We start from the raw sequence: 26,824 nt of genomic DNA, 5'->3' as shown, positions 1-26,824 counted from the left end.
CGGGTCAGACGTCGCACAGGCGCTGACAATGCCGCTGACGAGCCATCGAGATCGATCCGCTCGGGCGCGTCGCTTGCTTTCCCCGCGCGCCTAACGGCTCTCGGGCGAGAGATCCACGTTCTCGGGCGCACCGCTCTTCTTCTTCATGTTCTTCATGTCCAGGTCAGACGGCATGGACTTCAGGCCAGACGGCATTGGCTTCTTCTGCTGGAACCGTGTCTTCGCGGGCCCTGTCGCGCTGGAGGTGGGGTTCGGCGCCGGCGGCGGAGCGCTCGTCGTGGTGGGCGCCGGCGTGGTGGGCGTCGGCGCGCGGAGCGCGTCGAGCGCGCGCTCGCGCGCCGCGGCGATGTCGAGCGCGCCGCGGCCCGCCGGGTCGAGCCGGTCCGCCTCGTCGAGCTGGTCGAGGCACCGGCGCCACGCCGCCTCGTCGCAGGCGCGCAGCGCCTCGGCCCGGAGAGAGCGCGCGCGGTCCAGCGCGTCGAGCGGCGCCTCGGGGGGCACCGCGCGCGGCGGCGGCTCGGGCAGGGGCGCGACCTCCGGCAGGTCCTTCGCCGACCGCAGGAGCCGGACGACGACGATCGCGAGCAGCGCCAGCGCGGCGACCGCGGCGAGCTCCGCGAGCCAGCGCTCCCGCATCCACCGCCGCATGCGCGACACGCGCTGCCGCACCCGGGCGGCGGGCACCTGCTCGTCGGCGGCGATGCTCTCGAGCTTCTCGCCCTCCCCTTCGCGGGCCATCCACGAGAGCGTCTGCCGCGCGTCGCGGTTCGCGGCGGCCTGCTCTTCTGCCCAGCGCGCCAGCTCGCGCGCCTCGATGGGCGGCGGTCCGACCGGCAGGTCGGGCAGCTCGGCGGCGGTCTCCCGCGACGCGCGCCGGTGGTGGTCGGCCACCTTGTGGCGCGCGATCCCGAGCAGCCATCGCCGGAGCTCGGCGGGATCGGCCGGGCGCGCGGGCGAGGCGAGCGCGTCGCAGAGGACGGTCTGCACCACGTCGTCGACCTCGCCGCCGGGCACGCGCCGGCGCACGAACGCCTCGAGGGCTCGGCGGGTCCCTGGGTCGGCGAGGGGGTTCGGCGCGGGGGTGCGGTGCTCGGTCGTCATCGACGTGCTCATCGACCTCTGCATCGCGCCGCCGCGGCGGAGTGTGACGCGCCCGATCGAGAATACGGCAGCCGCCGCTCGCACGTCACGCTCTGCAGCGGCGCGCCGACAGGTCGGGCATGGTCTTCAGGCTCCCCGCAGTCCTCGCCGCGGCGTCGCTCGCCGCTCCCCTGGCCCTCGCGGCCCCGTCCCTGATCGCCGGCCCGGAAAGCGCCCTGGCCGCCGGCCCGGCGCGAGCGCGGCCCGCCGCGCCCGTGCCAGGCGCTCCGGCCTCCGCCGCGCCCACGGCAGGCGCTCCGCCCGCCGCTGCGCCCACACCCGCGCCCGCGCCCGGCGCCCCCTTGCCGCGGGTCACCGAGATCCGGATCGACAAGAGCGAGCACACCCTCGATCTCGTCGCGAACGGCGAGGTCGTCCGGTCGTACCGGGTCGCGCTCGGGCCGGGCGGGCCGGGACCGAAGCGCTACGAGGGCGACCGTCGGACGCCGGTCGGCACGTACCACGTCGCCGGCCGCATCAAGGGCCTGTTTCATCAGTTCCTGCTCGTGAGCTACCCGAACGAGGAGGACCGGCGGCGCTTCGCCGAGCTCAGGCGTCGCGGCGAGGTCCCGCCGGGGCGCGGCGTCGGGCACAGCATCGGCATCCACGGCGTCGGCGGTGCGCTGCGCGACGGCGCGCGCACGCACAAGGAAACCGACTGGACGCTCGGGTGCATCGCGCTCGATGACGACGAGATCGACGAGGTCGCGCGGCGAACGCCGGACGGCGCCAAGATCGTGATCACCGATTGAACGGGCGGTGCTAGGGTAGCCGGTCAAATCGACGGGCTGTCCGTCGAGGATGGGAGCGCGACGGCTCGACCGGCGCCGCCCTCATGCCTTCCCGGGAGATCGTGCATGTCTCGCCGTTACTGGCTGATGAAGAGCGAGCCTCAGAAATATTCGTTCGCGCAACTCGTGCGCGACGGCCAGACGATGTGGGACGGCGTCCGGAACTTCGAGGCCCGTAACAACATGCGGGCCATGAAGGAGGGCGACCTCGTGCTCTTCTATCACTCGAGCGAGGGCATGGCGGTCGCGGGCGTGGCGCGCGTCAAGCGCGAGGCGTACCCGGATCCGACGGCCGACGCGGAGGAGGACTGGAGCGTCGTGGACATCGAGCCGGTCTCGCCGCTGAAGCTCCAGGTGCCGCTCGACACGATCCGCGGCGACGAGTCGCTGGCCGAGATCGCGCTCTTGAAGCGGTCCCGCCTCAGCGTCGTGCCGGTCTCGAAGGAGCACTTCGATCGCGTGCTGAAGCTGGGCAAGACCAAGATCGCTTGACGCGGGGACCCGGGGTAACGACTAATCCCGGCGTGAACCTCCGCCCTGGAGCCCGAGCCCTCGCCCTCCTCTCCCTCTTCACCGCCGCGTGCGACGGCCCGCCGACGCCGTCGCCGATCGAAGGCGAGCCGGTCTGCGCCGACTTCGAGATCGGGGCGACGCGCGCCCCCATGCGCGGGAGCCTCCGGTTCCCCGTCACGCTGACGGTGATCGAGGGCCACGACCCGATCACCCGCACGACGATCACCGGGCGCCGGTCGAGCGACGACCCGGCGACGCGCATCCTGCTTTCGGACGACGACGCCGAGTACGAGATCCAGTGGGCGCAGTGCGAGAACCAGCGCGCGCCCCGGGCGCGCACGCTGGCGCGCGACACGAGGGACACCGCCGAGTACGCCTGCGGCAACGCGGCGGTGTACAAGACGGACAAGCTCGTCACCCGCAAGGGCGACGCCGCGTCGCGCACGATCCACTTCGCCGCGCCCCCGAAGCCGGAGTGCTGGGAGAGCGAGCTCCCCCCGGCGGGCTCGTCCCCCGCGGTGCCCGACCAGCCGCCGGCGGACGCGGCCGCCGCCGACGCCGAGCCGGCAGCCGCCGCCGACGCGGGCGACGCGGGCGCGACCGGCAAGGCCACCCCCGACGCGGGCGCTGCCAGCACAGGTGCCAGAGGCGCGGCGCCCACCGGCGCCACGGGCACCGCCAACGCCGGCGCTACCGGCGCGGGTGCCGCCAGCGCGCGCCCTGCCGGTTCGGCGGCCGCGCCGGCCGACGCCGGCGTCCCCCGCGACGGGGGCGCGGGCGGCCCGGCGAAGCCCCCAAGCGCCGGAGGGGGCGACGCGGGCAGCCCGCCCCAGGGCAGCTAACGTCGCGCCGCCCAGCTCATCCCTGGTTCATGAGAGAATGAACCACAGAGGCACAGAGGGCACAGAGGCGAGAGAAGAGAGAAGAGAGATTGATTATCTCTCTCTTTCTTCCCTCTGTGCCCTCTGTGCCTCTGTGGTTCCAATTCTCCCCATCGCGCAAGATGGCCTCCGCGTTCGGGCGCACCGGCGGGAGGTCGTGCCGCGGATCGATCACCGCGCTTCGGGCCCGTGAGCACCGTGGGTGGCGGGCGCGCGGCTCCCCGCAGGCGATCGTCGCTAGCCAGGCGACAGGAGGCGGTCGAACGCGCCCGCGGGGAGCTGGTCGAGCCGCTCGATCGAGAGATCGGCCCCGAGCTGCGCGTGCCGCGGGCCTACGCCGATCACCTTCATGCCGCCGCGCTTGCCCGCGAGGACGCCCGCGGGGGCGTCCTCGACCACGACGCACCGGTCCGGCGAGGCGCCGACGCCCTCGGCCGCCCGGAGGAAGACCGCGGGGTGCGGCTTGCCGTGCGGCACCTCCTCGCTGCTGATCACCGCGTCGAACACGCCCGTGAGCCCGGTCGCCGCGAGGATCACGTCGAGGTTCTCGCGCGGCGCGGAGGACGCGATCGCCATCCGGAAGCCGCGCCCGGGGAGCGCGCTCAGCCACGCGCGCACGCCGGGCAGCGGCTCGATCCCCGCTTCGGCCACGAGCGCCCGGTAATGCCGCTCCTTCGCGTCCGCGATGCGGGCGATCTCGGCTTCCGGGATCTCGGGGCCGATCAGGCGGCGGAGCAGATCGTCGTTGCGCATCCCGAACACCGCATCATGGTCGGCATGATCGTAGGAGCGCCCCTCGGCCGCGAGCGCCTCACGCCAGGCGACGAAGTGGTGCTCGCTGGAGTCGACGAGCGTCCCGTCCAGATCCCAGAGAACGGCCCTCGGATGCGATAGCGACATGGAGAAAGACTATCATCGGCTGTCCCGGGAAGCCTGACGGTAAGAGCGACGCCGACAGCGACGGTCGGTCGCTCGGACCCCTGTTTCTTGCTATCGCTGCCCCGCGCTCGTCCGCGGCCGCCCGGCTCTCGGCCGCGCGCCGTCGCCGCGCCGCGCGCGACCGCTGTTCTCGGGGGAGCCTGCTCCCTGGAACGCGCTCCACCCAGACGCTTCCACCGTCCTTTCAGCCCCGGATCCACCGACCTCCTCATGCCCGCTCCGCAAGTGCCATCGCCCCCGGCGCCCCGCCCCTCTCCTTCCCGCGACAGCTCCCGTGACGCTTCCCGCGAGACGCCCCCCCGCGTCGCGCCGCCGCCCTCGAAGGGCGGCGGGCTCGCCGCGCGCCTCGCCGAGCTCCAGGTGAACCGGCCGGCGCTGCCGCTGCTCGTGACCGGGCTCCTCACGGTCGTCGCCATCTTCCTGGCGACGCGGCTCTCGGTGCTGACCGGGTTCGAGTCGCTCTTGCCGGCGTCGCGGCCGAGCGTGCAGGAGCTCGACCGGGTCGCGGCCAAGACCGCCGGCGTCTCCACGCTCTTCGTCGTGCTGCAAGGCGGCGAGGGCACGCCCACGGCCGCGCTGCAGCGGGCCGCCGACGCGCTCGTGCCCGAGATCGAGCGGCTCGGTCCGCCGTGGGTCGGCAGCGTCGAGGACGGCGTGCACGAGGCCTTCCGCTACCTCTCGCCGCGCGCCGGGCTCTACGTCGAGCGCGACCGGCTCACGAAGCTGCGGGACGACATCGAGGCGCGCTACGCCTACGAGGTCAACAAGGCGACCGGCGCGCTGCTCGACGACGACGAGCCGCCGCCCGAGGTGAGCGCGCGCTCGATCGAGCAGAGCCTCGGCCTGAACGGGATCGACGCGGGGCGCTACCCCGACGGCTACTACCAGTCGAAGGACGGCAAGACCGTCGTCGTCGCGATCCGCTCGAAGGTGATCGCGAGCGACTTCGCCGCCGGGAGCGAGGCGATCCGGCGCGTGCGCGAGGTGGTCGAGCGCGTGCGCCCCGCCTCGTTCGACCCCGGGATCACCTACGGCCTCGCCGGCGACCTGCAGACCGGGATCGCCGAGTACGCGGCAATCAACGAGGACCTGACCGACGTCGGCGTCGCGGGCGCCGCGCTCATCGCCGCTGTCGTGTTCCTCTACTACCTGCGCGTGCGCACGCTCCTCGCGATGCTGATCACGATCGGCGTCGGCGTCGCCTGGACGTTCGGGGTCACGCAGCTCGCGATCGGCCACCTCAACATGGCGACCGGGTTCCTCTTCTCGATCGTCGCCGGCAACGGGATCAACTTCGGCATCATCTACATGGCGCGCTACCTCGAGGCGCGCCGCGGCGGCGCGAGCCTGCTCGAGGGCGTGCGCGTCGCGCACCGCGAGACCTGGCTGCCGACGCTCACGGCCGGCTGCGCCGCCTCGGCCGCCTACGGCTCGCTGGTCGTCACCGAGTTCCGCGGGTTCCGCGATTTCGGCCTCATCGGCGGCGTCGGCATGGTGCTCTGCTGGGTCGCCACGTTCGTCGCGCTGCCGAGCATCCTCGCCGTGACGGAGCGGCTCGTCCCCCTCGAGCAGGGGTCGCCCGGCCTGCTCGGCAGGCTCCGGCAGCGCACCCAGGGAGGCCTCGCGTTCGGCGGGCCGTTCGCGCGGCTCGCGGCGCGGGGCCCGGTCGCGATCACGCTCACCGGCCTCGCCCTGGCCGCTGTCGGCGTCGTCGCCACGGTGGCCTACGTGCGCGCCGATCCGATGGAGTACGACCTCCGGAACCTGCGCAACGACGAGAGCGCGCGCGCCGAGCAGATCCGCCTGGGCGAGCTCGCCGAGGAGATCACGGGCTACGTGGGCACCGACGGCATGGCGATCCTCGTGGATCGCCCCGAGCAGGTCGAGCCGCTCCGCGCGGCGCTCTACGCGAAGCGCGACGCGGCGCCCGAGGGCGAGAAGCCGTTCAAGGAGATCTACGCGCTCCAGGACCTGATCCCGAAGGACCAGGAGGCGAAGATCCCGCTCCTCCAGGAGATCAAGGATCGCGTCGTCCGCGCGCAGAAGCGCGGCCTCATCGGCGACGACGACTGGGCCCGGATCCAGGCGGTCATCCCGCCGGACGATCTCGCGCCGTTCGGGATCGACGATCTGCCGGCGGGGGTGGCGCGCGCGTTCACCGAGACGGACGGCACGCGCGGGCGCATCGTCTACATCAGCCCGATCTCGGCCGAGAGCGTGCACGACGCGCACTACCTGTTCCGCTGGGCCGACGCGTACCGCGAGACGCGGCTCCCTGACGACAGCGTCGTGCGCGGATCGGGGCGCGCGGTGATCTACGCGGACATGTGGGCGGCGGTCATCGACGACGTGCCGCCGGCGGTGCTCTTCTCGCTGGCCGCGACGGTGCTCGTCGTGCTCGTCGCCTTCCGCGGCGGCCGCCCGGCGTTCGCGGTGCTCGGCGCGCTGCTCGTCGGCGCCTCGTGGATGGCTGGGTTGCTCGTGCTGATGGACGTGAAGCTCAACTTCCTGAACTTCATCGCGTTGCCGCTGACGTTCGGCATCGGCGTCGACTACGCCGTGAACATCGTCCAGCGGTACGCGCGCGAGGGCGCCGGCGGCGCGTTGACCGCGGTGCGCGAGACGGGCGGGGCGGTGATCCTCTGCAGCCTCACGACGGCGCTCGGCTACCTCGCCCTGATCCGCTCGCAGAACCACGCGGTGCGCAGCCTCGGCGTCGCCGCCGTGATCGGCGAGCTCGCCTGCCTCTTCGCCGCCGTGCTGGTGCTGCCCGCGGCGCTCGTCTGGCTCGACCGGCGCCGCCCGAAGGGCGCGGAGAGCTTCCTCGCCGTCGGCCGCCCGACGACCTGAGCCCTCGGCGCGGGCGGCACCGGCCGGCCGGGCCCTGCTTGATGAGGCAGCGCCGCTCGCCGACGCACGCGATCGGCAACGCGGCGGGACAAGGTCCCAGGGCGAGATCGAAGCACGCCGGAGGCGCCTCGCCTCAGGGCAGCCGGCCTCCGGGTGGACCCGATCCGTTGCACCCCGCTCGCTCTGCGCGGCGCTCTCGCGGCGCGCAGATCACGGCCCGCGCAGATCCGCGCAGCACCGCACGCCGGTCGAGTAGTCGAAGTACGCGAAGTCGTGCGACGCGACGCGCGCCATGCACCCCTCCCGGGTCGCGCGCGCATAGAACCCGCCGACGAAGGTCCCCTCGGGATCGTCGATCCACTCGTCGAGGTTGCCGACCATGTCGCTCACCGCATCGTCCTCCCACGCGCTCGCGCAGGCCGCTGTCTCGCCGGTCCGCCGCAGCAGCGGCGCGCCGGCGACGCGCACCAGGTTGAGCCGCGGATCGCTGTGCCCGAGGCTCACGTCGCGGTGGAGCACGGCGGCCGGGTGGCCCTCGCGGAACACGTTGCACCGCCCGTCCGCGTAGGTCGGCCCGTACGGGAACTGCTCGTCGCGCTCGCCGCGGCACGCCGTCCGCCACTCCTCGAGCGTGCAGAGCCGCTTGCCGGCGTTCCGGCACGCGAGCGCCGCCTGCGCGCCGCTCGTGTAGCCCTGCGGCAGCACGCCCTTGCGCGACACAGCGCGCGGCTCGAACTCGCGCTGCTTCTGCCAGCCGGGCAAGAGCGGCAGCTCCATCTGCCGCGCCTCCGCGTCGCCGAGCTGGAGCCGCATCTTCGACCATGTCCGCTCGACGGACGCGGCCGCCTGCCGCGACGGCGGGTAGAACGCCGAGATCTCGAGCCCGGTCTCCCTGTCGAGCAGCACCGCCTCGTAGCGATCCACGCAGAACCGGCGCGCGACCCGCACCATCTCCGGCGGGCAGCGCGGCTCCGCCGGCGGCGCGGGCGGCCTCGGCCCCGCGGGCCCGCCGACGAGCGGCGGCGCCGCCTCCGGGGCGCCCGCATCGGCATCCGTCCCGCCCGCGTCCGCCGTCCCTGCGCCGGCGTCCGCCGCGCCGCGATCCCGCTCCGAGCGGCACCCCGCGAGCATCGCGACAGCGACCCCCAGCGCCATCGCCGCGGCCGTCCCCGTCACCGCCGCGGCCGCCCCCGCGACACGGCGCCCGGCGCGAGGCCGCCCGGAGCGCTCAGCGGATCGCGTCGGCATAGGGATCGATCGACGCCGGCGCGCGGCAGAAGAAGCGGCGGAGCACGAGGTAGTGATGGATCGGCAGGAGCCTCGTCTCCTCCCGCATCGAGAGCCCCATCCGGCTGATCTCCGCGCCGGGGAACGGCGTCTTCGGGTAGCAGCGGACGATGCCGGAGAGCGCCTCGTACTCGTCGAGGAGCCCGAGCACGTGCCCCACCTCGTGGGCCAGCACGGGCAGCGACCAGCCGGCCCGCATCGCGCTGAAGTACGGCGTCCTGCCGCACGTCGGCGAGAGCGGCACAGCGAGGTCGACCCGCAGCGCCCGCCCGCGCGCCTCGTCCGCGAGCACGAAGTCGAAGTCGTAGCGGACCGGCAACCCGAAGGCGCGCGCGTCGCGGTTCCAGTAGCCCTCCACCTCGGCCGACCAGCGCGCGAGCAGCGCGCGGATCGCGGCCGGCGTCGCCCTCGCGGTGAACTCGCCGGAGCCCGGGCACGCGTCCGTCGAGCCGGCGCGCGCGTACGGCGTCCCGCGGCACGCGATCGCGCCCCCGAGCGCGCCGGCCAGCCCGCAGTCGGGCAGCTCGAGCCAGGCGCCAGCGCCCGCCGGCGGCTCGACAGCGATGCGCACCTCGACCTCCCAGGCGCCGCCGCGCCGCCGCACGAGGTAGCTCATCGGACCGAAGAAGAGGCCGTAATGCGGCATCACCCCGGCGATCCGCCGCTCCCCCTCCGGCGCGTCCCCGTGGAAGACGCCGCGCGCCGGCGGCAGGCACAGGTACGCGTCCTTCGCGACAGTGTCGGCGAGGATGCCCCGGAACGTCGCCTCGCGCCCCTCGAGGATCGGACCGCTCATCGCCTCGAGCTCCGCCGCGACCGCCTCGATCGTGGGCTCGCGCGCCGCGCCCCCCGCCACGCCGACCCCGTCGCGCGACGCGCCGCCGCAGCCGGCTGCCCCCAGCGACGCGAGCCCCGCGGCCGCGAGGAGCGCCGCGCAGCGCCCCTGCACGACGCCTCGCCAGCCCCGCCGCGGCGCGCTGCAACGGACACTTTGTCTTGCCCCCGCCGTCCGAAGCACGTTACGTCGTACGCGGAATGCGGCACGCGGGCTGCGTGTCCACGCCGCACAGGACACGCCGCCGGACGCCGTGCGCGCAGGGGGAAGTCGCGTGGGCGTGGAGCTCAACGCCGCTCACTTACAACGTGGAGGTTCAGATGGCGATGGACATGGGCAAGACGTTGGCGTTGACGGCGGTGTCGGGCATGGTGGCGGGCCTCGCGGGCTGTGCCTCGTCGCCGCCGCCCGACCCGGAGACGGGGCCCCCCTCCGCCGAGCCGGCGGCGGCCGAGGCGCCCGAGGCCGGCGCCAAGGAGTGCTGCGCCGGCAAGAACGAGTGCAAGGGCAAGGGCGGCTGCAAGACCGACACCCACGGGTGCGCGGGCCAGAACGAGTGCAAGGGCAAGGGCGGCTGCAAGCCGGCGGAATGCGGCGGCCACGCCCACTGAGCCGCTGATCCCGCGACGACCCGGCGCGCCCGCGGCGCCGGGCGCCGCACGCACGCGGTGACCCATGGCGAACCCCGATCGCATGCGGCTGGGCCTGCCCGACCTCGGCGTCGGCGTCGGGCTGCGCATCCCGCACTACCGTCACGTCTTCGAGCACCGGCCCCGCGTCGACTGGTTCGAGATCATCAGCGAGAACTTCATGGTCGACGGCGGCATGCCGATCGCCAACCTGGAGCGCGCCCTCGCGAGCTACCGGCTCGTGCAGCACGGCGTCTCGCTCTCGATCGGCAGCACGGATCCGCTCGACTTCGACTACCTCCGCCGGCTCAAGGCGCTCCTCGGCAAGGTGCGATCCCCCTGGGTGAGCGATCACCTCTGCTGGACCGGCGCGCACGGGGTCAACCTGCACGACCTGCTCCCGCTGCCGTACACGGAGGAGGCCGTGCGGCACGTCGCGGCGCGGGCCCGCGCGGTGCAGGACTTCCTCGAGGTCCGCCTCGCCCTGGAGAACGTGTCGAGCTACATGACCTTCACCGCGAGCCGGATGACCGAGTGGGAGTTCCTCTCGGCTGTCGCGGAGGAGGCCGACTGCGGCATCCTGCTCGACGTCAACAACGTCTTCGTCTCCTCGTACAACCACGGCTTCGACCCGGGCGCGTACATCGACGGGGTGCCGCACCACCGGATCGTGCAGCTCCACCTCGCCGGCCACACGCACCAGGGCAAGTACATCCTCGACACCCACAGCGATCGCGTGGCCGACGCCGTGTGGGCGCTGTACAGGCGCGCCGTCGGCCACACAGGCGACGTCTCGACGCTGATCGAGTGGGACGACGACCTCCCGGCGTTCGAGGTCCTCGCCGCCGAGGCGGAGAAGGCGCGGGCGATCCGGGAGGAGGTCGCGCGTGCGCGCGCCGCCTGACCCCGCGCCCCCCGCCGCGCTCGTCGCGCTGATGGGCGAGCTCTCCCGCATGTTCACGGCCCCGTCGCCGCTGCCGGACGACGCCGAGCTCGCCGGCCGGTGCCGCGAGCGCGTCGCGGGGAGCGAGCGGCTCACGCCCGCCGAGCAGGCCGACATCTACCGCCGGCAGTTCTGGCTGCGCCACATCGGCGCGCTCCGCGAGGACTACCCCGCGCTCGCGCACGTCCTCGGCGACGACGGCTTCGACGCCTTCGCCAGGGCGTACCTCGCGGCGCATCCCCCCGCGAGCTTCACCCTGCGCGATCTCGGGGCCCACGTCGTCGATTTCTCCAGCAGTTACGGCGAGTTCCCCCCTGCGCTCCGCGAGCTCGCGCGCGACGTCGCGCGGTACGAGCACGCCCTCGTCGACATGTTCGACGGCGCCTCGCCCCCGCCGCTCGATCCCGCGAAGGTCACCGGCATGCCCGAGGAGGGCTGGTCCACGGCCCGGATCGTCCTCCATCCGCTGCTCGCGCTGATGCGGCTCCGCTACCCGGCGCACCTCCTCCGCCGCGAGCTCCGGGAGGGGAGGTCGCCCGCGCTGCCCGCGCCGCGCCGCGTCCACCTCGCCGTCTTCCGCAGCGCCGCCGATCTCACGATCCGCTGCGAGGAGCTCGATCCGCCGGCGTTCGCGCTCCTCGAGGCGCTCGGGCGGGGCGTGCCGCTCGTCCCGGCGTGCGAGGAGGTGGCGGCCGGCATCGACAGGGCCGCGGGCGTCGATGAGGCCGCGGGCGCTGGCGAGGCCGCTGGCGCCGGCGAGACGGCGAGCGCGGCGCTTGCTGCCCGCGTCGGCGGCTGGTTCCAGCAGTGGACGAGCTGGGGGCTGATCGTCGACGTGGCGCGCGGCGCCCGCGTCGAAGGCGGCTAAGATGGCGAGGTGACCACCATCGTCCAGCGCACGCTCGAGGTCCGCACGAGCGGCCGAGGTTTCGTGGACATCACGCGCGAGGTCGCGCGCGTCGTCGCCGGGGCCGGCGTCGATGTCGGGCTCTGCGCCGTGTTCCTCCAGCACACCTCGGCGAGCCTCGTCATCCAGGAAAACGCCGATCCCGCCGTCCTCCGCGATCTGGAGCGCTGGATGTCGCGCCTCGCCCCGGAGGGCCGCGACTACGAGCACGACGACGAGGGCCCCGACGACATGCCCGGCCACCTCCGGAGCGCCGTCACCCGATCGAGCGAGGTGATCCCCATCTCCGGCGGCCGCCTCGCGCTCGGGACGTGGCAAGCCCTGTACGTCTGGGAGCATCGTAGTTCTCCCCACGTCCGCCGCGTGGTAGTGACCGTGACCGGCACCACAGCCGGGGGGTGAGTGGTATACTCCAGGCGTTCCTGTCCTGGATGAGCCCGGCGCTCCCCGGAGGGCTGCTCGTCCGCCGTGCCCGGCGAGCTCTGCCCGCGGGCGCGAGCGCACAACGCGACCCCCTCACCTCAAGCGGAACGAGAGCGATGAGCCTTCAGACGACCTTCCTGGGAATCTTCGACACCGCCCGGATCTGCTTTCCGACCGTGGTGGACGCGCTGAGGGGCCGGGTGACCCTCGAGCGCTGCGACGAGCGGCTGGACTGGTGGGCGCGCAAGGTCCTCGAGGACGCCGACGTCGATCTCGTTGTGCGCGGGCGCGAGCACGCCTCGGGCACGCGGCCGTTCGTGGTGATGTCGAACCACCAGAGCCTGTTCGACATCCCTGTCGTGTTCCGCGCGATCCCCGGGCGCCTCCGGATGATCGCCAAGAAGGAGCTGTTCAGCGTGCCGGTCTTCGGCCAGGCCATGAAGGCGGCCGGGTTCATCCGGATCAACCGGGGCAACCACGTCCAGGCCAGCGCGAGCCTGCAGGTAGGCGCCTCGATGCTGCAGGACGGCACCCGGGTCTGGATCGCCCCCGAGGGCACGCGCAGCAAGACCGGCGCGCTCCTGCCGTTCAAGAGCGGAGGCTTCCGGATGGCGATCGAGACGAACACGCCGATCCTCCCGGTCGCGATCGACGGCACGCGCCACGTGCTGCGGGCGAAGGACTTCGTGGTGCAGGAGCACCACCGGGTGGTTGTCACGATCATGCCGCCGATCGATCCGGCTCCCTACGGCGCCGGCGGCCGCAACCGCCTCATGCGCGACGTCCGCGCCGCGATCGCGGGCGCCCTCGGCCACGACCCGGGGCTGATCCACCGCGGCGTGGGGGTCGCGACGTCGCCGCCGGCGTAGCGCGTCTCAGTCGCCGGTCGCCGTCTCCCCTCCCCGTCTCCCCTCCCCGTCTCCCCTCCGCCGTCTTACGGCCTATCGTCCTCGTCTGGCGTGCGCGTGCGCGTGCGCGTTCCCCGTCCTCCGTCGTGCCGCTCCACCTCTCACGGTGACGGGAGAAGGGATGGATCGGGAACGCGCACGCGCACGCGCACGCGCACGACAGACGTGCACGGGGACGATAGGCCGTAAGACGGGGGACGGGAGACGAGAGCCCCTTCAGGTTCAAAATCTCTTCACTTGCTGCTCGGACACCGTTTCCTCCCGCTGGACCGCCCCCTCCGGCGGCTGCTCCCTGGAGCGGTGCTCCTCCGGCGGGGGCGGCCTGAGCGCCCACGGACTGCGCTTGGGCGCGACGTCGCCCTGGTCCTCGCCGGGGGGAAGGTGCTCCGCCGTGAGCCAGCTCCAGAACGCGTCGGCCCAGCGCGCGCCGCCCTCCTCGTTCGGGTGGATCTTGTCCTTCTTGCGCGGGAGCGGGCCGGGCACGAGCGCGTCGGAGTCGAAGAAGCGGCACGGGGCCGAGTTCGTCCGGATCACGTCGATGATGCCTGTGTCCTTGCGCCAGAGCGGAGGGGAGACCCACACGCACGGGCGGTCGCCGATCGCCTTGACGATGCGCCGGACCGCCCCGGCGTGCGCCGGCGGGTTGACGTTCTCGACCTCGTTCGCGCCCAGGCTGATGATCACGAGGTCCGGCTGGTAGTTCGCGACAAGGAGCTCCATCCTGGAGGCCCACGTCACCGTGTAGGAGCTGGTCTCCGCCTTCACGGCGTAGCGCACACGGAGCGCCTGCATCCGCGGCTTCAGCGCCTGCGCGAACCCCGCGAGCGCGAACGAGTCGCCGATGTGGAGCACCGCCGTGTTGGGCGGCACCGTGAACGCCGGCGGCGCGCCGCCGTCCGGCCCGCGCGCTCCGGCAGAAGAGGCCCCGGCGGGCGCCGGCGGCGCGGCGGCCTCCGGGGCGCTGGCCGCGGCAGGCTCGGCCCCGGGCGGCGGGCCCGCGGGCGCCTCGGCCGGGGACGGCCCGGGCGGCGGCGCGGCGCCGCACGCGATGCCCGCCGCGGCCAGCCCGGCGAGCGCCCATCTCCTGACCCGGATCTCCCTGCCCATGCTCGCTCCGCCGACCCCCCCGACACCGCCGCAGGCGCCGGGGAGGCGCACGCGGCCGCGGAAGGGTCGCGCGGCGCACTCTAGGGCAGGCTGCGTCCGCACGGCAATCATTGAGCAGACGGCTCGCAGGCCTTATGACATGCGCATGAGCTTCCGTCTGTTTGGGGTCTCCGTCGACGTCCAGCTCGGCTTCTGGCTCTCCGCCGCGCTGCTCGGGTACGGGATCGTGGCCGGAGGACAGTACCAGCTCTTCCTGGTGTGGATCCTCGTGGTCTTCCTGTCGGTCCTGATGCACGAGTTCGGTCACGCGTTCGCGATCAAGCGCCACCGGGTCGAGCCGGAAATCACGCTGCATTTCATGGGCGGGACCACGACGTGGCGGTCTCTCCTCCCGCTCGGCCGGCTCCAGCACGTGCTGATCAGCCTGGCCGGTCCCTTTGCCGGCTTCCTCGTCGCCGGCCTCCTGCACCTCCTGCTCCGTTACGTCCCGGGGCTCGGCTCCCTCCCGCCCATGCTGCTCCGCGGCATGGAGATGCTCATCCAGGTCAACGTGGTCTGGGGCATCCTCAACCTCATCCCCGTGCTCCCGTTCGACGGCGGTCACGTCCTCGAGCACGCGCTCGGCCCGCGGCGCGCCCGGCTCACGGCGGCGATCTCGGGCGTGTCCGCCGTGATCCTCGCCATCCTGTTCCTGCGCGCGGGGTTCTTCTTCTTCTCCTTCATCCTCGTGATGTCCGCGTTCCAGAGCCTGCAGCGGTTCCGCAGCGAGCCGGAGGCGCCGTCGCCCGCCCTGAACCGCCGGCGCGCCGCGCTCCACGAGGAGCCGGTGCCGCCCGCGACGGCGGTGCTGCTCCAGCGCGCGCGGCGGGCCGTGGAGGAAGAGCGGGCGGACGAGGCGATGGCCCTGGCCAACGAGGTGCTCGCGCAGTCCCCGGCGCCGCCGAAGGGCGCGCTCCGGGAGGCGCACGAGCTCATCGGGTGGTCGCACCTGCTGCTCGGCGACACGAAGCGCGCCGGGGAAGCGATCGCCCAGGCGCGCAAGCACGGCGACCCGGACGCGGCGCTGGTCGGCGCGGTGCACCTCGCGCTCGGGGAGCTGAAGCAGGCGCGCAAGGTGCTCGAGGCCGCCCGCGAGGCAGGCGACGACCGGAAGGAGGTCGCAGGTCCGCTGATCCGGGTGCTCGTCGAGCAGCGCGAGGTGCCGCGGGCCGCGGCCGTCGCGCTGGACATCGTCGAGCAGCTCTCGGAGGAAGACGCCCGGAGGATGGCCGAGATCGCGTTCGAGCACGGCGCGTTCGACTGGTCGGCGCGGCTCTACGAGGCGATCTTCCGCCGCGCGGGCCTCAGCGAGGACGCCTACGGCGCCGCGCGCGCGAGCGCCAAGGACGGAAACGCGGAGCGGGCCATCGCGCTGCTCCAGCGCGCGGTGGAGGCTGGCTTCTCGGACCGGGCGCGGGCGTGGTCGGACTCGGCGTTCGAGGCGCTCCGTGGCGGGCCCCTCGAGGCGGTGCTGCCGCGCCCGTGACGGGCTAGGCTCCGGCGCGTGCGCGTCCAGGTCCCTTTTCTTCGTGTCGGATCCATCGAGGTCCCGCCGCCCGCCTACCAGTCCGAGGGAGCCGTCGGGCTCGATCTCTGCGCCGCCGTCGCCGAGGCGGTGACGATCGAGCCCGGCGAGCGGAAGCTCATTCCCACGGGCTACGCGGTCGCCCTCCCCGACGGCCACGAGGGGCAGGTGCGCCCGCGCTCGGGGCTCGCGCTCCGCCACGGGATCACCGTGCTCAACACCCCGGGGACCATCGACCCGGATTATCGCGGGGAGATCAAGGTCGTCCTGATCAACCTCGGCGCGGCGCCGTTCACCGTGCGCCGGGGCGATCGGATCGCCCAGCTCGTGATCTGCCCGGTCGCGCTCGCCGACGTGGTCCTGGTCGCCGAGCTCGCGCCGACAGCGCGCGGCGCGGGCGGCTACGGATCGACAGGCGTGCGCCGGGAGCCGTAGCGCCGCGTCCGACCAGGTCCGTCGCTGGTGTCACGAGAGGAGCTAGCGATCCGACGCGAATAGCCGGAACACCGCGATCCCGATCCCGAGCACCACGAGCCCCACCGCGAGATAGAGGAGCTTGAACGGCCCCACCTCGACGCGCTGCCCCTCGAAGAGCAGCGACGCGGCCCCGAGATCGACGAGGGTGATGAGGACGCCCGCGCCCGCGAGCCGCACCGGCAAGGCGAACATCTCCATGAGCTCCGCCGTGCTCAGGCTCTGGCGCGCGGGCGCGCGCTCCATCAGCGGCGGGGGCATCCTGGACGGCCTCGCGCCGAGCGCGGGCGCCGGCGGAGACCAGTCGAGCGCAAGCGGCACGACCGGCTCGGTGGGCAGGCTGTGCGACGGGAGGCCGCGCGGGAGCCCGTGGGGCGAGGCGCCGCGCGGCGGCGGTGGAAGGCGACCGGCGCCGCGCTCCGGCAGGGCGCCGCGCTCGGGCAGATCGATCTCCTGCGTCGCCATGTCCGCGAACGCGGCCTGCGCCGTCAGGCCCGGGCCCGGCAGATCCAGCGCGCGCGTCGACCTCGGCGCCGCGGGCGACACCGAGGCGCGGGCGGCGGGCGGCGCGTGCGAGCGGCCGGGCAGCGCGATCGGCGGCGCGCTCCGCGGCAGCCCGAGCGCCTGCTCGACCTCGTCCCAGAACGCCCCGACGTCGCGGTAGCGATCGCGCGGATCGACGGCGAGCGCCCGCCGGAAGACGCCCTCGAGCGACTCGGGCACGAGCACGCCCTCGCTCCTCGGGGTCGGACGGCGCTTCTCGTCGAGCACCGTCCCCATCATCGCGACGTGATCGCCGGCGATGATCTCGCGGCCGGCGAGCGCCTCGACAACGGTGACGGCGAGCCCCCAGACGTCCGTCCAGGGGCCGGTCTTGCCGAAGCGCTTCGGCGCCCACTGCTCGGGCGCGCCGTACGCGGGCGTGAACGCCGTCGACAGGCCGCCCGACGTTGTGGCGGTCTGTCCGGCCATGACCGTCGCGGCGTCGCGGGCGCGGGCGATCCCGAAGTCGAGGATCTTCACGACCTCCGCGCCGTGGATCTGGGCGAGGAAGATGTTCGCCGGCTTGAGGTCGCGGTGCACGACGCACGTGGCGCCGCCCGGCCCGGGGAAGTTGTGCGCCGCCTCGAGCGCCCGCGCCACCGGCGTGAGCAGCCGGATCGCCTCGACCGGCGGGAGCGGCGGCTGCCGCTGCGCCGCGCGGGCGGCGATGTGGCTCGCGAGCGTGCCGCCCTCGAGCCACTCCAGCGCGATGAACGGCACGAAGACGCCGGTCGCCGTCGAGATCACGTCGTGGTGCAGCGGCCGGACGACGGCGGGGATCGCGGCCGAGAGGCGGAACAGGAGCTCCGCCTCCTCGCGGAACTTCTCGAGGAACTGCGCGCGGAGCTGCTCGGGCAGCGTCCCCGGGACCTTGAGGCATTTCAGCGCGACCGGCGCCCGGAACGCCTCGTGGTGAGCCCGGTACACGACGCCGAACCCCCCCTCGGCGACGACCCGCTCCACCGTGAACGCCCCCTGGGTCGTGCCGACGATCCCGAAGACGTCCTCGGCCATCCGCTCGAGGCTACACGACCTCGACCGCGCTTCGAAAGGGCGGCCGGAGCGCGGGCCGGAGCGTGGACAGGGCGCGGGCCCGCGCCCACCTGCGCCCACCACGACGCCGGTAGCCCCGGGCGTCCGGCGCCCGCCGCGCCCCCAAGGCCAACCGCCGATGCTCGTCAATCCAGGCGACGCGGTGGCAAAGAAATCTAAAATAGTCAACAAAAATATACAGTTACAACCTCACGTGAAATCTCTCGGCTGAGGGTCGATCGCGACCGCCGCCCCTCCCCCGGGATCACCCCGGGGCAGCCAGACCGTCCGCCCGGGCCACACTCGGTGGTCCGTTTCACGCCGCATCGCGCTAGGCTCGCGCCCATGCCGCCGCGTCGCCGTGAGGTCGATCGACCTCTTCGCAAAGAAGTCCGCCTGCTTGGCCGCCTGCTTGGTGAAGTGCTGATCGAGCAGGAGGGGGAAGAGCTCTTCGCCATCGAGGAGCGCATCCGCACGCTCGCCATCCGCCGCCGTCGAGGTCCCAGCGACGGGCGCGCGCACGCGGCCGCGGAGCTCACCAAGCTGCTCGCGAGCCTGCCGCACGATCGCATCGAGCCCGTCATCCGCGCGTTCACCGTCTACTTCCGCCTCGTCAACCTCGCGGAGCAGCACCACCGCATCCGCCGCGCGCGCGCGTACCTGAGCGATCCCGGCGCGCGCCCGCAGCGCGGCTCGCTCGAGGCCGCGATGCGCACGCTCAAGGACGCGGGCGTGCCCGCCGAGCGCGTGCGCGCCGCGCTCCGATCGCTCGACGTCACGCTCACCCTCACCGCGCACCCGACCGAGGCGGCGCGGCGCACCGTCCTCGAGAAGCTCTACCGCATCGCGAAGAACCTCGAGGAGCGCGACCGCTGCCACCTCACGCCGGAGGAGTCCGCGCGCAAGCTCGCCGAGATCCGCGAGGAGATCACCGCGCTCTGGCAGACCGACGAGGTGCGGCGCGATCGCCCCACGGTCGGCGACGAGGTGAAGAACGTCGCCTGGTACATCGAGGAGATCCTCTGGGACCTGCTCCCCGAGCTCCCCGCCGCGCTCGGGCGCGCGTTCGAGGCCGCGTACGGCGAGCCGCTCGACGCCGAGATCGTGCCGCTCCGGATCCACTCGTGGGTCGGCGCCGACATGGACGGCAACCCGCTCGTCGTGCCCGCCGTCCTCGAGGACGCGCTGTTCGCCTACCGCATCCGGGGCCTGCGCCGGTTCATCCGCGCGGCGCGCGAGCTCGGCGGCGCGCTCTCGCAGTCGCTGCGGCACGTCACGCCGCCGCCGTGGCTGCTCGCCTCGATCGAGGAGGACGCCGCCGCGATGCCCGAGGCGGCCGCGCACTTCGGCCCGCGCACCGAGGGCGAGCCGTGGCGCCGCAAGCTGCGCTTCATTGAGGCGCGCCTCACCGCGACGCTCGAGCACGCCGAGCACGGCCGCGCCGAGGCGCGCGCGCGCTACGGGCAGGGCCCCGCGCTCGAGGGGCGCGCGTTCGTGCGCCCCGAGGAGCCGACGCACGCGGTCCCGTACCGCGAGCCCGCGGAGTTCGAGCGCGACCTCGCGCTGGTCGCCGACAGCCTCCGCGCAGCGGGCTGCGCGCGGTCGGGCGAGCGGCGCGCCCGCGCGCTGCTCTCGCAGGTGCGCGCGCTCGGGTTCGCGCTCGCGGAGCTCGAGATGCGCGCCCCCGCCGAGGACGCGCGCGCCGCGGCGGCCGAGGTCGCCCAGGGGCGCGTCGAGCCGGCGCAGATGGGGCCGGAGGCGCGCCGCGTGTTCGAGGCGCTCCAGCGCATCGCCGCCGCGCAGCGCGACAGCGGCGAGTCGGCGTGCCGCACGCTGGTGCTGTCGATGACGCAGAGCGAGAACGACATCCTCGCCGCGCTCGAGTGCGCGAGGGCCGCCGGGCTCTGGGACGAGGCCCGATCGTGCGCGCGCATCGACGTGGTCCCGCTGTTCGAGTCGCTCGGCGCGCTGAACGACAGCGCGCGGATCCTGCGGGCGCTGCTCGCGCACCCGCAGTATCGCCCGCACGTCCTCGCGCGCGGCGTGCAGGAGGTGATGATCGGCTACAGCGACTCCGGCAAGGAGGTCGGCCTGCTCGCGGCGAGCGCGGCGCTCCGGCGCGTGCAGGAGACGCTGCCGAAGATCGCGGCGGAGGCGGAGCTGCCGCTGCGCGTCTTCCACGGCCGCGGCGAGTCGGTGGCGCGCGGCGGCGGCCCGGCGCACCAGGCGCTGCTCGCGCTGCCGGCCGGCAGCGTCGGCGGCCGCTACAAGGCGACGGAGCAGGGCGAGGCGCTCGACCACAAGTACGCCCGCCCCGAGCTCGCGATGCGCACGCTGGAGCTCATGCTGAGCGGCGTCGTCCTCCACACGCTCGGCGCGCAGCCGCGGCCGCCGGCCGCGTCCGAGCTGCGCTACGCGACGGCGTTCGACGAGCTCGCGGAGACGGGGCGGCGCGTCTACCGGGAGCTCGTCTGGGAGGAGCCCAGGTTCGTGGAGTTCTTCACGGCGGTGACGCCGATCGACGAGATCGCGCGGCTGCCGCTCGGCTCGCGCCCGAGCAAGCGGCGCGCGGGCGGCCTGGAGTCGCTGCGCGCGATCCCGTGGGTCTTCGCGTGGACCCAGAACCGGGCGATCCTCCCGGGCTGGTACGGCGTCGGCAGCGGGCTCGAGGCGATGGGCCAGCGCCCCGAGGGCGCGGAGCTGCTGAAGGAGATGATGGCGTCGTGGCCGTTCTTCCGGGCGGTCATCGACAACGTGGAGATGGTGCTCGCGAAGGCCGACATGACGATCTTCGCTGACTACGCCGAGCTCGCGCCGGCCGCCGCGCGCAAGGCGGTCGCGCCGCGGATCATCGCAGAGTACCGGCGGACGCGGTCGTGGCTCAAGCGGCTCACGGGCAACCGGCGGCTGCTCGAGGGCAACCCGACGCTCCAGCGGTCCATCTCGCTGCGCAACCCCTACGTCGACCCCCTTTCATTCCTGCAAGTCGAGCTCCTGCGGGCGAGCCGCGGCGGCGACTCCGGGCGCGATCGATCGCTGCTGCTCACGCTGAACGGCATCGCCGCCGGCATGCGGAACACGGGCTGATCGACGCGGCGCCGTCGTTCAACGCCGCGCGGCGGCGCCGTCGTCGATCGTCGCGTCGACGCGGCGCCGTCGCTCAACGCCGCGCGGCGCGGCACGGTCGCTCGACGCCTGGCGTCGTCGGGCGACCGCATCGAACGCGTGACAATCGCTCGGCCACCCGCGGCGCCGCATGGTAGAAGGCCGGCGCAATGACCAGCATCGTCGAGTTCGGACGTCCCGACACCCTTCCGGCATCGGACAAGCGCCTGCTGCTCGTCTTCGACGGCGGCAATGCCCCCGGCTACTCCTCGGTCGCTGTCGCGCTGACCGAGGAGGCGGCGCGGCGAGGCTACGAGGTGTGGGCCGCGACCGAGGGCTTCCGCTCCCTGACCGCGGACGCGCGCGCCCAGCCCAACTTCGAGCGCCTCATCATGAGCCGCCGCCAGCGCTACGCCCTGCTCGCGCAGGGCATCCCGGCGCGCTCGATGGGGCGCCGCGTGCTCGACGCCGGCAGCGATTTCCGGACCGAGCGATACACCGGCTTCCTCGAGCGCGAGAAGCGCAAGCAGGCCGCCGCGAAGTTCAAGGAGCAGGGGTTCACGCACCTCATCTGCGTCGGCGGCAACGGCACGTTCGAGGGCATCAAGGCGTGGCTCCAGGAGTTCGAGGTGCGCCCGCAGGCCGGCTTCGTCAACGTCTCCATCGACAACGACCTGGAGGGAGATCGCGCGATCGGCTTCCTGTCCGGCGTGGAGACGGGCGCCACCATCGCGCGCGGGCTCTACGAGGACGCGTACACGCACAAGCGCATCTACATCCTCGAGATGATGGGCAACCGCAGCGGGCGGCACGCGCTGCACTGCGCGGTGGCGGCGCGGGCGCACCTCATCGTGCTCCCCTTCTTCCGCTTCCCCCAGGACGTGCTGGCCGAGCTCGCCGAGGGCCTCGGGCGCGCCGACTACGCGCTCGTGATCGTGGCCGAGGGCTACGAGGCCGAGCGCCGCCGCAAGGAGCACCCCGGCATGTCGGCGAGCGAGTTCCTGAAGCACCAGCTCGAGGGCGCCGGGCTCCGCGACGCGCCGGACAAGCGCGTGATCGCGGAGCCGTTCAGCCGGTACATCCGCGGCATCCGCCCGGCGTTCCTCGACGTGTCGGCCGCCTTCCTCAAGGGGTCGCTGCTCCTCTCGGCGTTCGACGAGGGGCGCACCGAGGTGATGCCGTACGTGCTCGCCGCGAACGACGTCGGCGTGCTGGATTTCGCCTCCATTCGCCGCGAGGACGGCGTCGAGCGCGCGTTCCTGCCGCTGCTCGACCGGCTCGACCTGCAGCGCTTCAAGACCTGGATCCTCGACCACTTCATCAGCCTCGGGGGCGCCCGGCCGAGCCGCGCGCCCGCGCCGGCCGGCTGAGCCGCGCCCGGCCTCAGGCGACCGCGCGGGTCAGCGCGCCCGCGAGGTGCTCGCGCGCCCAGTCCTCGAACCGCCGCCACCCGATCTCCGGGTAGGCGGCGTGGAGCGCGGCGAGGTCGACGTCGTGGCCGCCGCGCGCGAGCCAGCGGAACATGGCGGCGAGGTCCTCGCTGCGCGCGCGGACCTCGGCGAGCGGGACCTCGGCGTAGCGGATCTCGCGGCCGGCCACGCGGGAGAGCGCCGCCGTGGCCTGGGCGCCGGTGAGCTCGTCGGAGGCGAGCTCGATCCGGTGCCCGAGGAAGTCGCGCCGGCGCTCGATCACGAGCGCCGCGAACCGCGCCATGTCGTCGGTCGCGAGCTGCTGGAGCGGGCAGCCCTCGGGGAGCGGGACGGCGTGCACGCCGCGCCGGAGGGCGTGGAGCGACGCGGGCGCGAGCAGGCTCTCCATGAGGTAGACGGGCCCGAGGATCGTGCACGGCACGCCGAGGGCGGCGATGGTCCGCTCGACGGCCGCCTTGGCCTCGAAGTGGGGGATGCCGGTGCCGCGGTCGGCGCTCGCGACCGACGTGTAGACGAGGTGCGCCCCGCCCGCCGCCTTGACCGCCTCGGCGACGATGAGCCCGTGCCGCACCTCGGCGTCAGCCCCGCCCTCGATCGGCGCGCCGGCGACGAAGACGGCGTCGACGCCGGCCGCCGCGCGCGCGACCGAGCGGGGCTCGTCGAGGGTGCCGTGGACGATCTCGGCCCCGAGCTCGATGAGCCGCGCCGCGGCGGGATCACCGGGCCTGCGGCCCAGGGCGCGCACGCGGTGCCCGCGCGCGAGCAGAGATCGCGCGATCGCCCCGCCCTGGGCTCCCGTCGCCCCTGTCACCAGCACCCGCATGGGCGCGCTATGGGGCCCGCCGCGCGCCCCGTAAGCCCTGTGGCCGCGAGCCGGGGGGCGCACGCAGGGCTCGCCCGCGCGGCGCCTCGCCCGGCGGCGAGATCAGGGCTCGCCGCTGAGGAGGCGCGCGATGGTGTAGATGGTCGCGGAGAGGATGGCCGAGGCGGGGATCGTGAAGATCCAGGCCCAGACGATGCGGCCGGCGACGCCCCAGCGGACGGTGGAGAGGCGCCCGCTCGCGCCGCCGACCCCGACGATGGCGCCCGTGATCGTGTGCGTCGTGCTCACGGGGATGCCGAGCGCCGTGGCGCTGAACAGCGTCGCCGCGCCGGCCGTCTCGGCCGCGAAGCCGCCCACCGGCTTGAGCTTCGTGATCTTCATGCCCATCGTCTTCACGATGCGCCAGCCGCCGGAGAGCGTGCCGAGCGCCATCGCGGCGTGGCAGACGAGCACGACCCAGAGCATCGGCTTCGGGTCGTGGCCGTCCCCCTGCAGCCCCGCGGAGATGAGCAGCGCCGTGATGATGCCCATCGTCTTCTGCGCGTCGTTGCCGCCGTGCCCGAGCGAATAGGCGGCCGCGGAGAGGAGCTGCAGCCGGCGGAACCGGGAGCTCACCTTCCCCGGCGTCCAGCCCCGCGCGAGCAGCCGGATCGCGTGCATGAGCGAGAACCCGATGATGGCGCCGAGCAGGGGCGACACGAGGATGAAGGCCGCCGTCTTGCCGAAGACTGTCGCGTCCAGCACCGACAGCCGCCCCGCGCTCTTGACCGCGGCCCCCGCGAAGCCGCCCATCAGCGCGTGCGAGGACGACGAGGGCAGCCCCCACCACCAGGTGAGCAGGTTCCAGACGATGGCGCCGAGCAGGCTGCCCAGGATGACGTTCGGGGTGATGAACCCCGGCTCGACGCCCTTCGCGATGTTGCGCGCGACGGTGGGCTCGAACAGGGCGAACGCGATGAAGTTGAAGACGGCCGCCCAGAGCACCGCGGTGCGCGGCGACAGGACGCGCGTCGAGACGACGGTCGCGATCGAGTTCGCGGCGTCGTGAAAGCCGTTGATGTAATCAAACACCAACGCGATCGCGATGATGCAGAGGATGTAGGTAGTCATGCGTGCTCGAGCACGATGCCTTCGATGATGTTCGCGACGTCCTCGCAGCGGTCCGTCGCGTTCTCCAGAAGGTCATAGATGTCGCGCCACTTCATCACGAGGAGCGGATCGTTCCCCTTCCGGAAGAGCGCCGCGAGCGCCGTGCGGTAGTGCCCGTCCGCCTTGTTCTCGAGCTTGTTGATCTCGACGCAGAGCTCGAGGAGGTTCGGCTGCCGCTTGATGTCCCTGAGCGCCTGGATGGCCGAGCTCATGACGGTGCACGACTCGACCACGGCCTGCGCGAGCTGCCGCGCCTCCGGCAGGGGGCTGTCGATCTCGAACAGCACGAGCCGCACGCTCGCCGCCTCGATGCAGTCGAGCACGTCGTCGAGGCGGGTGATCAGGGCGTGGATCTCCTCGCGGTCGAGCGGGGTGATCCAGGTCTGGTGCAGCGCCGCCAGGCATCCGTGGGTGATCTTGTCGGCCTCGTCCTCGAGGTCGGAGATCTTCTTCGCGAACGCCTGCGCGTCGTCGAGCCGGTCGAGCATCTCCAGGAGGAGCTCGCTCGCGGCGACGCTCCGCTGCGCATGGTCGGCCAGCGCGTCGAAGAAGACCGCGTCACGGGTCAGTCCCATGGGGGCTGCCGTTTAGCCGTCTCCCCGCATCACGTCAACGAGTCGTCACGCGACGGACAAAACCAGGTAACATCATGAATCTCGGCGCGTCTCGGCGCGCGGCACGCACGTGGCGCGTCGGCGCACGTGGCGCGCGCGCGCGGGTGACATGGGTATTCGAAGTAAGCTCATCGCGTTCGCCGTGGGGATCGCGGTCCTCGTGGCGGTGGTGTTCGACGGCTACGTCGTGAAGACGCTCGGCGCGGAGCTCGGGCAGCACACGGAGGCCGATCTGGCGGTGCGGGCGGCGCTCGTCACCGAGTCGGTCGCGCGGGCGCGCGACCTCGCGTCCGAGGCGACCGCGCTCGCGGCGACGCTGTCGGAGCGCGCCGGCGCGCGCGTCACGCTCATCGATCCGGCGGGCGTGGTGCGGGGCGACTCGTCGGTGGCGCCGGAGCGGCTCGGGGAGCTCGAGCCGCACGCGGCGCGCGACGAGGTCGCCGACGCGCGGCACCACGGCGTCGGGCGCAGCGAGCGCGTGAGCAGGACGACGCAGATGCGGATGCTCTACGCCGCGCAGCGGCTCGACCGGCCGGACGGCCCGTGGATCGTGCGGCTCGCGTTCGAGCCTGTCGCGATCGATCGGAGCCTGTCCGCCGCCCACGCGCGCGTGGTGCAGGGCACGTGGCTCGCCCTCGCGCTCGCCGTGAGCGCGGCGCTCGTCGGGGCGCGCGCGCTCTCCGGCCGGCTCGTGTACCTGACGGGCGTCGCGCGGGAGATGCGCGGCGACCTGAGCCGGCGCGCGCGCGTGCAGGGGCGCGACGAGATCGCCGCGCTCGGAGGCGCGCTGGACGATCTCGCCGAGAGCCTGGAGCGCTCGCGGCGCGAGCTCGGGGGCGAGGGCGAGCGCTTCGGCGCGGTGCTCGAGTCGATGCGCGAGGGCGTGCTCGTGACGGACGAGCGGGGAGACATCTCGCTCGTGAACCCGGCGCTCTCGCAGCTCCTCGGCATCCGCGGGGACGCGGTCGGCCGCCCGCCCATCGAGGTGCTCCGCTCGGCGAGCCTGCACGAGCTGCTCGAGGAGGTCGCGCTCGCGCGCGCGGCGGCGACGCGCGAGATCGAGATCGCGCCCGCGACGCCGGGCGCGGCGGGGCCCCCGGGCCGGAGGATCCTCGTCGTGAACGCGGCGCCGCTCGCGCTGCCGGCGCAGAGCCGCGGCGCGGCGGGGGTCGTCGCCGTCTTCTTCGACGTGACGGAGCTGCGGCGGATCGAGGGGCTGCAGCGCAACTTCATCGCCAACGCGTCGCACGAGCTCCGCACGCCGGTCGCGTCGATCCGCGCGAGCAGCGAGACGCTCCTCGGCGGCGCGCTCGACGACCCGGAGGCCGCGCGGGACTTTACCGAGGTGATCGAGCGCAACGCGGCGCGGCTGCACCGGCTCGTGAACGACCTGCTCGATCTGTCGCGCATCGAGGGGCGCGAGCGGCCGCTGTCGCAGGGGTCGCTCGACCTCGCGGCGCAGGCCGAGGCGGCGGTCGCGCTCCTGCGCGGGCGCGCGCGGGAGAAGGGGACCGAGGTGGAGGTCGACGTGGCGCCGGGCACGCTCGTCACGGCGGATCCGCGCGCGCTGGACCAGATCCTGACCAACCTCGTCGACAACGCGATCCAGCACACGCCGGACGGCTCGCGCGTCGTTGTGCGCGCGCGAGGCGCGAACGGGCGCGTCCTCCTGGAGATCGAGGACGACGGCCACGGCATCCCCGCGGCGCACCAGGCGCGCGTGTTCGAGCGGTTCTACCGCGTCGATCAGGGGCGCGCCCGCGCGTCGGGCGGCACCGGGCTCGGCCTCTCGATCGCGAAGCACCTCGTCGAGGCGATGCGCGGCGACATCTCCGTGACGACCGGGGCGGCCGGCGGCGCGCTCTTCCGGGTGACGCTGCCGGGCGCGACGGCGGGCGCGCCGCGGTAGGCCCGGACCACGCTGGCGCTGCGCCGCG

Annotated in this window: 23 protein-coding genes; 14 read left to right on the top strand and 9 right to left on the bottom strand. The window is 73.8% G+C overall.

Going from position 1 to position 26,824, the window contains the following annotated elements; genetic code table 11:
• Positions 1–90 precede the first annotated feature (90 nt).
• Positions 91–1,113 (bottom strand): RNA polymerase sigma factor, encoded by a 1,023-nt coding sequence (locus WMF42_RS17280; protein ID WP_437693194.1) that lies wholly within the window; start codon positions 1,111–1,113, stop codon positions 91–93.
• Positions 1,114–1,220: 107 nt separating this feature from the next.
• On the opposite strand from WMF42_RS17280, the gene WMF42_RS17275 reads away from it, so the two are divergent.
• From WMF42_RS17275 to WMF42_RS17265, 3 genes are all read left to right on the top strand, one after another.
• Positions 1,221–1,892, top strand: coding sequence for a L,D-transpeptidase family protein (locus WMF42_RS17275; RefSeq protein WP_437693192.1), 672 nt, complete (start codon positions 1,221–1,223; stop codon positions 1,890–1,892).
• A gap of 126 nt (positions 1,893–2,018) precedes the next feature.
• Positions 2,019–2,423, top strand: a complete 405-nt coding sequence (locus tag WMF42_RS17270) for an EVE domain-containing protein (protein WP_081426056.1) — start codon at positions 2,019–2,021, stop codon at positions 2,421–2,423.
• Positions 2,424–2,455: 32 nt separating this feature from the next.
• Entirely contained in the window at positions 2,456–3,286 is an 831-nt protein-coding gene (locus tag WMF42_RS17265) for a hypothetical protein (protein ID WP_437693191.1), read from the top strand.
• Between the two features lie 276 nt (positions 3,287–3,562).
• Here WMF42_RS17265 and WMF42_RS17260 read toward each other — a convergent pair whose 3' ends face one another.
• Positions 3,563–4,225, bottom strand: coding sequence for an HAD family hydrolase (locus WMF42_RS17260; RefSeq protein ID WP_437693189.1), 663 nt, complete (start codon positions 4,223–4,225; stop codon positions 3,563–3,565).
• Between the two features lie 249 nt (positions 4,226–4,474).
• Here WMF42_RS17260 and WMF42_RS17255 point away from each other — a divergent pair, with 249 nt between their 5' ends.
• Positions 4,475–7,114, top strand: a complete 2,640-nt coding sequence (locus WMF42_RS17255; RefSeq protein WP_437693187.1) for an efflux RND transporter permease subunit — start codon at positions 4,475–4,477, stop codon at positions 7,112–7,114.
• A 210-nt stretch (positions 7,115–7,324) separates the two neighbouring features.
• On the opposite strand, the gene WMF42_RS17250 is transcribed toward WMF42_RS17255, so the two are convergent.
• Together WMF42_RS17250 and WMF42_RS17245 are read right to left on the bottom strand one after the other, a co-directional pair.
• Positions 7,325–8,290, bottom strand: coding sequence for a hypothetical protein (locus WMF42_RS17250; protein ID WP_437693186.1), 966 nt, complete (start codon positions 8,288–8,290; stop codon positions 7,325–7,327).
• Between the two features lie 52 nt (positions 8,291–8,342).
• Complete coding sequence (locus WMF42_RS17245) at positions 8,343–9,350, bottom strand: hypothetical protein (RefSeq protein ID WP_437693185.1); 1,008 nt, start codon at positions 9,348–9,350, stop codon at positions 8,343–8,345.
• Positions 9,351–9,568: 218 nt separating this feature from the next.
• On the opposite strand from WMF42_RS17245, the gene WMF42_RS17240 reads away from it, so the two are divergent.
• From WMF42_RS17240 to WMF42_RS17220, 5 genes are all read left to right on the top strand, one after another.
• Positions 9,569–9,847, top strand: coding sequence for a hypothetical protein (locus WMF42_RS17240; RefSeq protein WP_233561912.1), 279 nt, complete (start codon positions 9,569–9,571; stop codon positions 9,845–9,847).
• A gap of 64 nt (positions 9,848–9,911) precedes the next feature.
• Positions 9,912–10,769, top strand: a complete 858-nt coding sequence (bufB, locus tag WMF42_RS17235; protein ID WP_233561911.1) for an MNIO family bufferin maturase — start codon at positions 9,912–9,914, stop codon at positions 10,767–10,769.
• Positions 10,753–11,676, top strand: coding sequence for an HvfC/BufC family peptide modification chaperone (locus WMF42_RS17230; RefSeq protein WP_437693183.1), 924 nt, complete (start codon positions 10,753–10,755; stop codon positions 11,674–11,676). Before bufB ends, WMF42_RS17230 begins: the two co-directional genes overlap by 17 nt.
• Positions 11,677–11,685: 9 nt before the next feature.
• The gene (locus WMF42_RS17225) at positions 11,686–12,117 is read left to right on the top strand and encodes a secondary thiamine-phosphate synthase enzyme YjbQ (protein ID WP_434047857.1); all 432 of its coding nucleotides are present in this window, start codon (positions 11,686–11,688) and stop codon (positions 12,115–12,117) included.
• 137 nt (positions 12,118–12,254) lie between these two features.
• Complete coding sequence (locus WMF42_RS17220; RefSeq protein WP_061609736.1) at positions 12,255–13,007, top strand: lysophospholipid acyltransferase family protein; 753 nt, start codon at positions 12,255–12,257, stop codon at positions 13,005–13,007.
• A 261-nt stretch (positions 13,008–13,268) separates the two neighbouring features.
• On the opposite strand, the gene WMF42_RS17215 is transcribed toward WMF42_RS17220, so the two are convergent.
• Entirely contained in the window at positions 13,269–14,153 is an 885-nt protein-coding gene (locus WMF42_RS17215; protein ID WP_437693180.1) for an SGNH/GDSL hydrolase family protein, read from the bottom strand.
• A gap of 145 nt (positions 14,154–14,298) precedes the next feature.
• Between WMF42_RS17215 and WMF42_RS17210 the strand changes: the two genes are divergently transcribed.
• The gene (locus WMF42_RS17210; RefSeq protein WP_437693179.1) at positions 14,299–15,678 is read left to right on the top strand and encodes a site-2 protease family protein; all 1,380 of its coding nucleotides are present in this window, start codon (positions 14,299–14,301) and stop codon (positions 15,676–15,678) included.
• 18 nt (positions 15,679–15,696) lie between these two features.
• A complete protein-coding gene (dut, locus tag WMF42_RS17205) occupies positions 15,697–16,152 on the top strand; it encodes a dUTP diphosphatase (protein WP_437693177.1) in 456 nt (151 codons plus the stop codon).
• Positions 16,153–16,194: 42 nt separating this feature from the next.
• On the opposite strand, the gene WMF42_RS17200 is transcribed toward dut, so the two are convergent.
• Entirely contained in the window at positions 16,195–17,748 is a 1,554-nt protein-coding gene (locus tag WMF42_RS17200; protein WP_437693175.1) for a protein kinase domain-containing protein, read from the bottom strand.
• A 363-nt stretch (positions 17,749–18,111) separates the two neighbouring features.
• Here WMF42_RS17200 and WMF42_RS17195 point away from each other — a divergent pair, with 363 nt between their 5' ends.
• Entirely contained in the window at positions 18,112–20,853 is a 2,742-nt protein-coding gene (locus tag WMF42_RS17195) for a phosphoenolpyruvate carboxylase (RefSeq protein ID WP_437693173.1), read from the top strand.
• A 188-nt stretch (positions 20,854–21,041) separates the two neighbouring features.
• Complete coding sequence (locus WMF42_RS17190) at positions 21,042–22,241, top strand: 6-phosphofructokinase (protein ID WP_061609868.1); 1,200 nt, start codon at positions 21,042–21,044, stop codon at positions 22,239–22,241.
• A 13-nt stretch (positions 22,242–22,254) separates the two neighbouring features.
• On the opposite strand, the gene WMF42_RS17185 is transcribed toward WMF42_RS17190, so the two are convergent.
• From WMF42_RS17185 to WMF42_RS17175, 3 genes are all read right to left on the bottom strand, one after another.
• Entirely contained in the window at positions 22,255–23,124 is an 870-nt protein-coding gene (locus WMF42_RS17185) for an NmrA/HSCARG family protein (protein WP_437693171.1), read from the bottom strand.
• A gap of 102 nt (positions 23,125–23,226) precedes the next feature.
• Positions 23,227–24,234 carry an anion permease gene (locus WMF42_RS17180; protein WP_437693169.1) on the bottom strand — a complete coding sequence of 336 codons (1,008 nt, stop codon included), beginning with the start codon at positions 24,232–24,234 and terminating at the stop codon, positions 23,227–23,229.
• Positions 24,231–24,848, bottom strand: a complete 618-nt coding sequence (locus WMF42_RS17175; protein WP_061609871.1) for a DUF47 domain-containing protein — start codon at positions 24,846–24,848, stop codon at positions 24,231–24,233. Before WMF42_RS17175 ends, WMF42_RS17180 begins: the two co-directional genes overlap by 4 nt.
• Positions 24,849–24,996: 148 nt before the next feature.
• On the opposite strand from WMF42_RS17175, the gene WMF42_RS17170 reads away from it, so the two are divergent.
• On the top strand, positions 24,997–26,796 hold the full coding sequence (locus WMF42_RS17170) for an ATP-binding protein (RefSeq protein WP_437693167.1): 1,800 nt from the start codon (positions 24,997–24,999) through the stop codon (positions 26,794–26,796).
• The last annotated feature ends 28 nt before the right edge of the window (positions 26,797–26,824 follow it).

The organism is Sorangium sp. So ce176 (genome assembly GCF_051519835.1).
GTDB classification, from domain to species: Bacteria; Myxococcota_A; Polyangia; order Polyangiales; family Polyangiaceae; genus Sorangium; species Sorangium cellulosum_G.
This window is presented reverse-complemented; position numbering and strand designations above follow the sequence as displayed.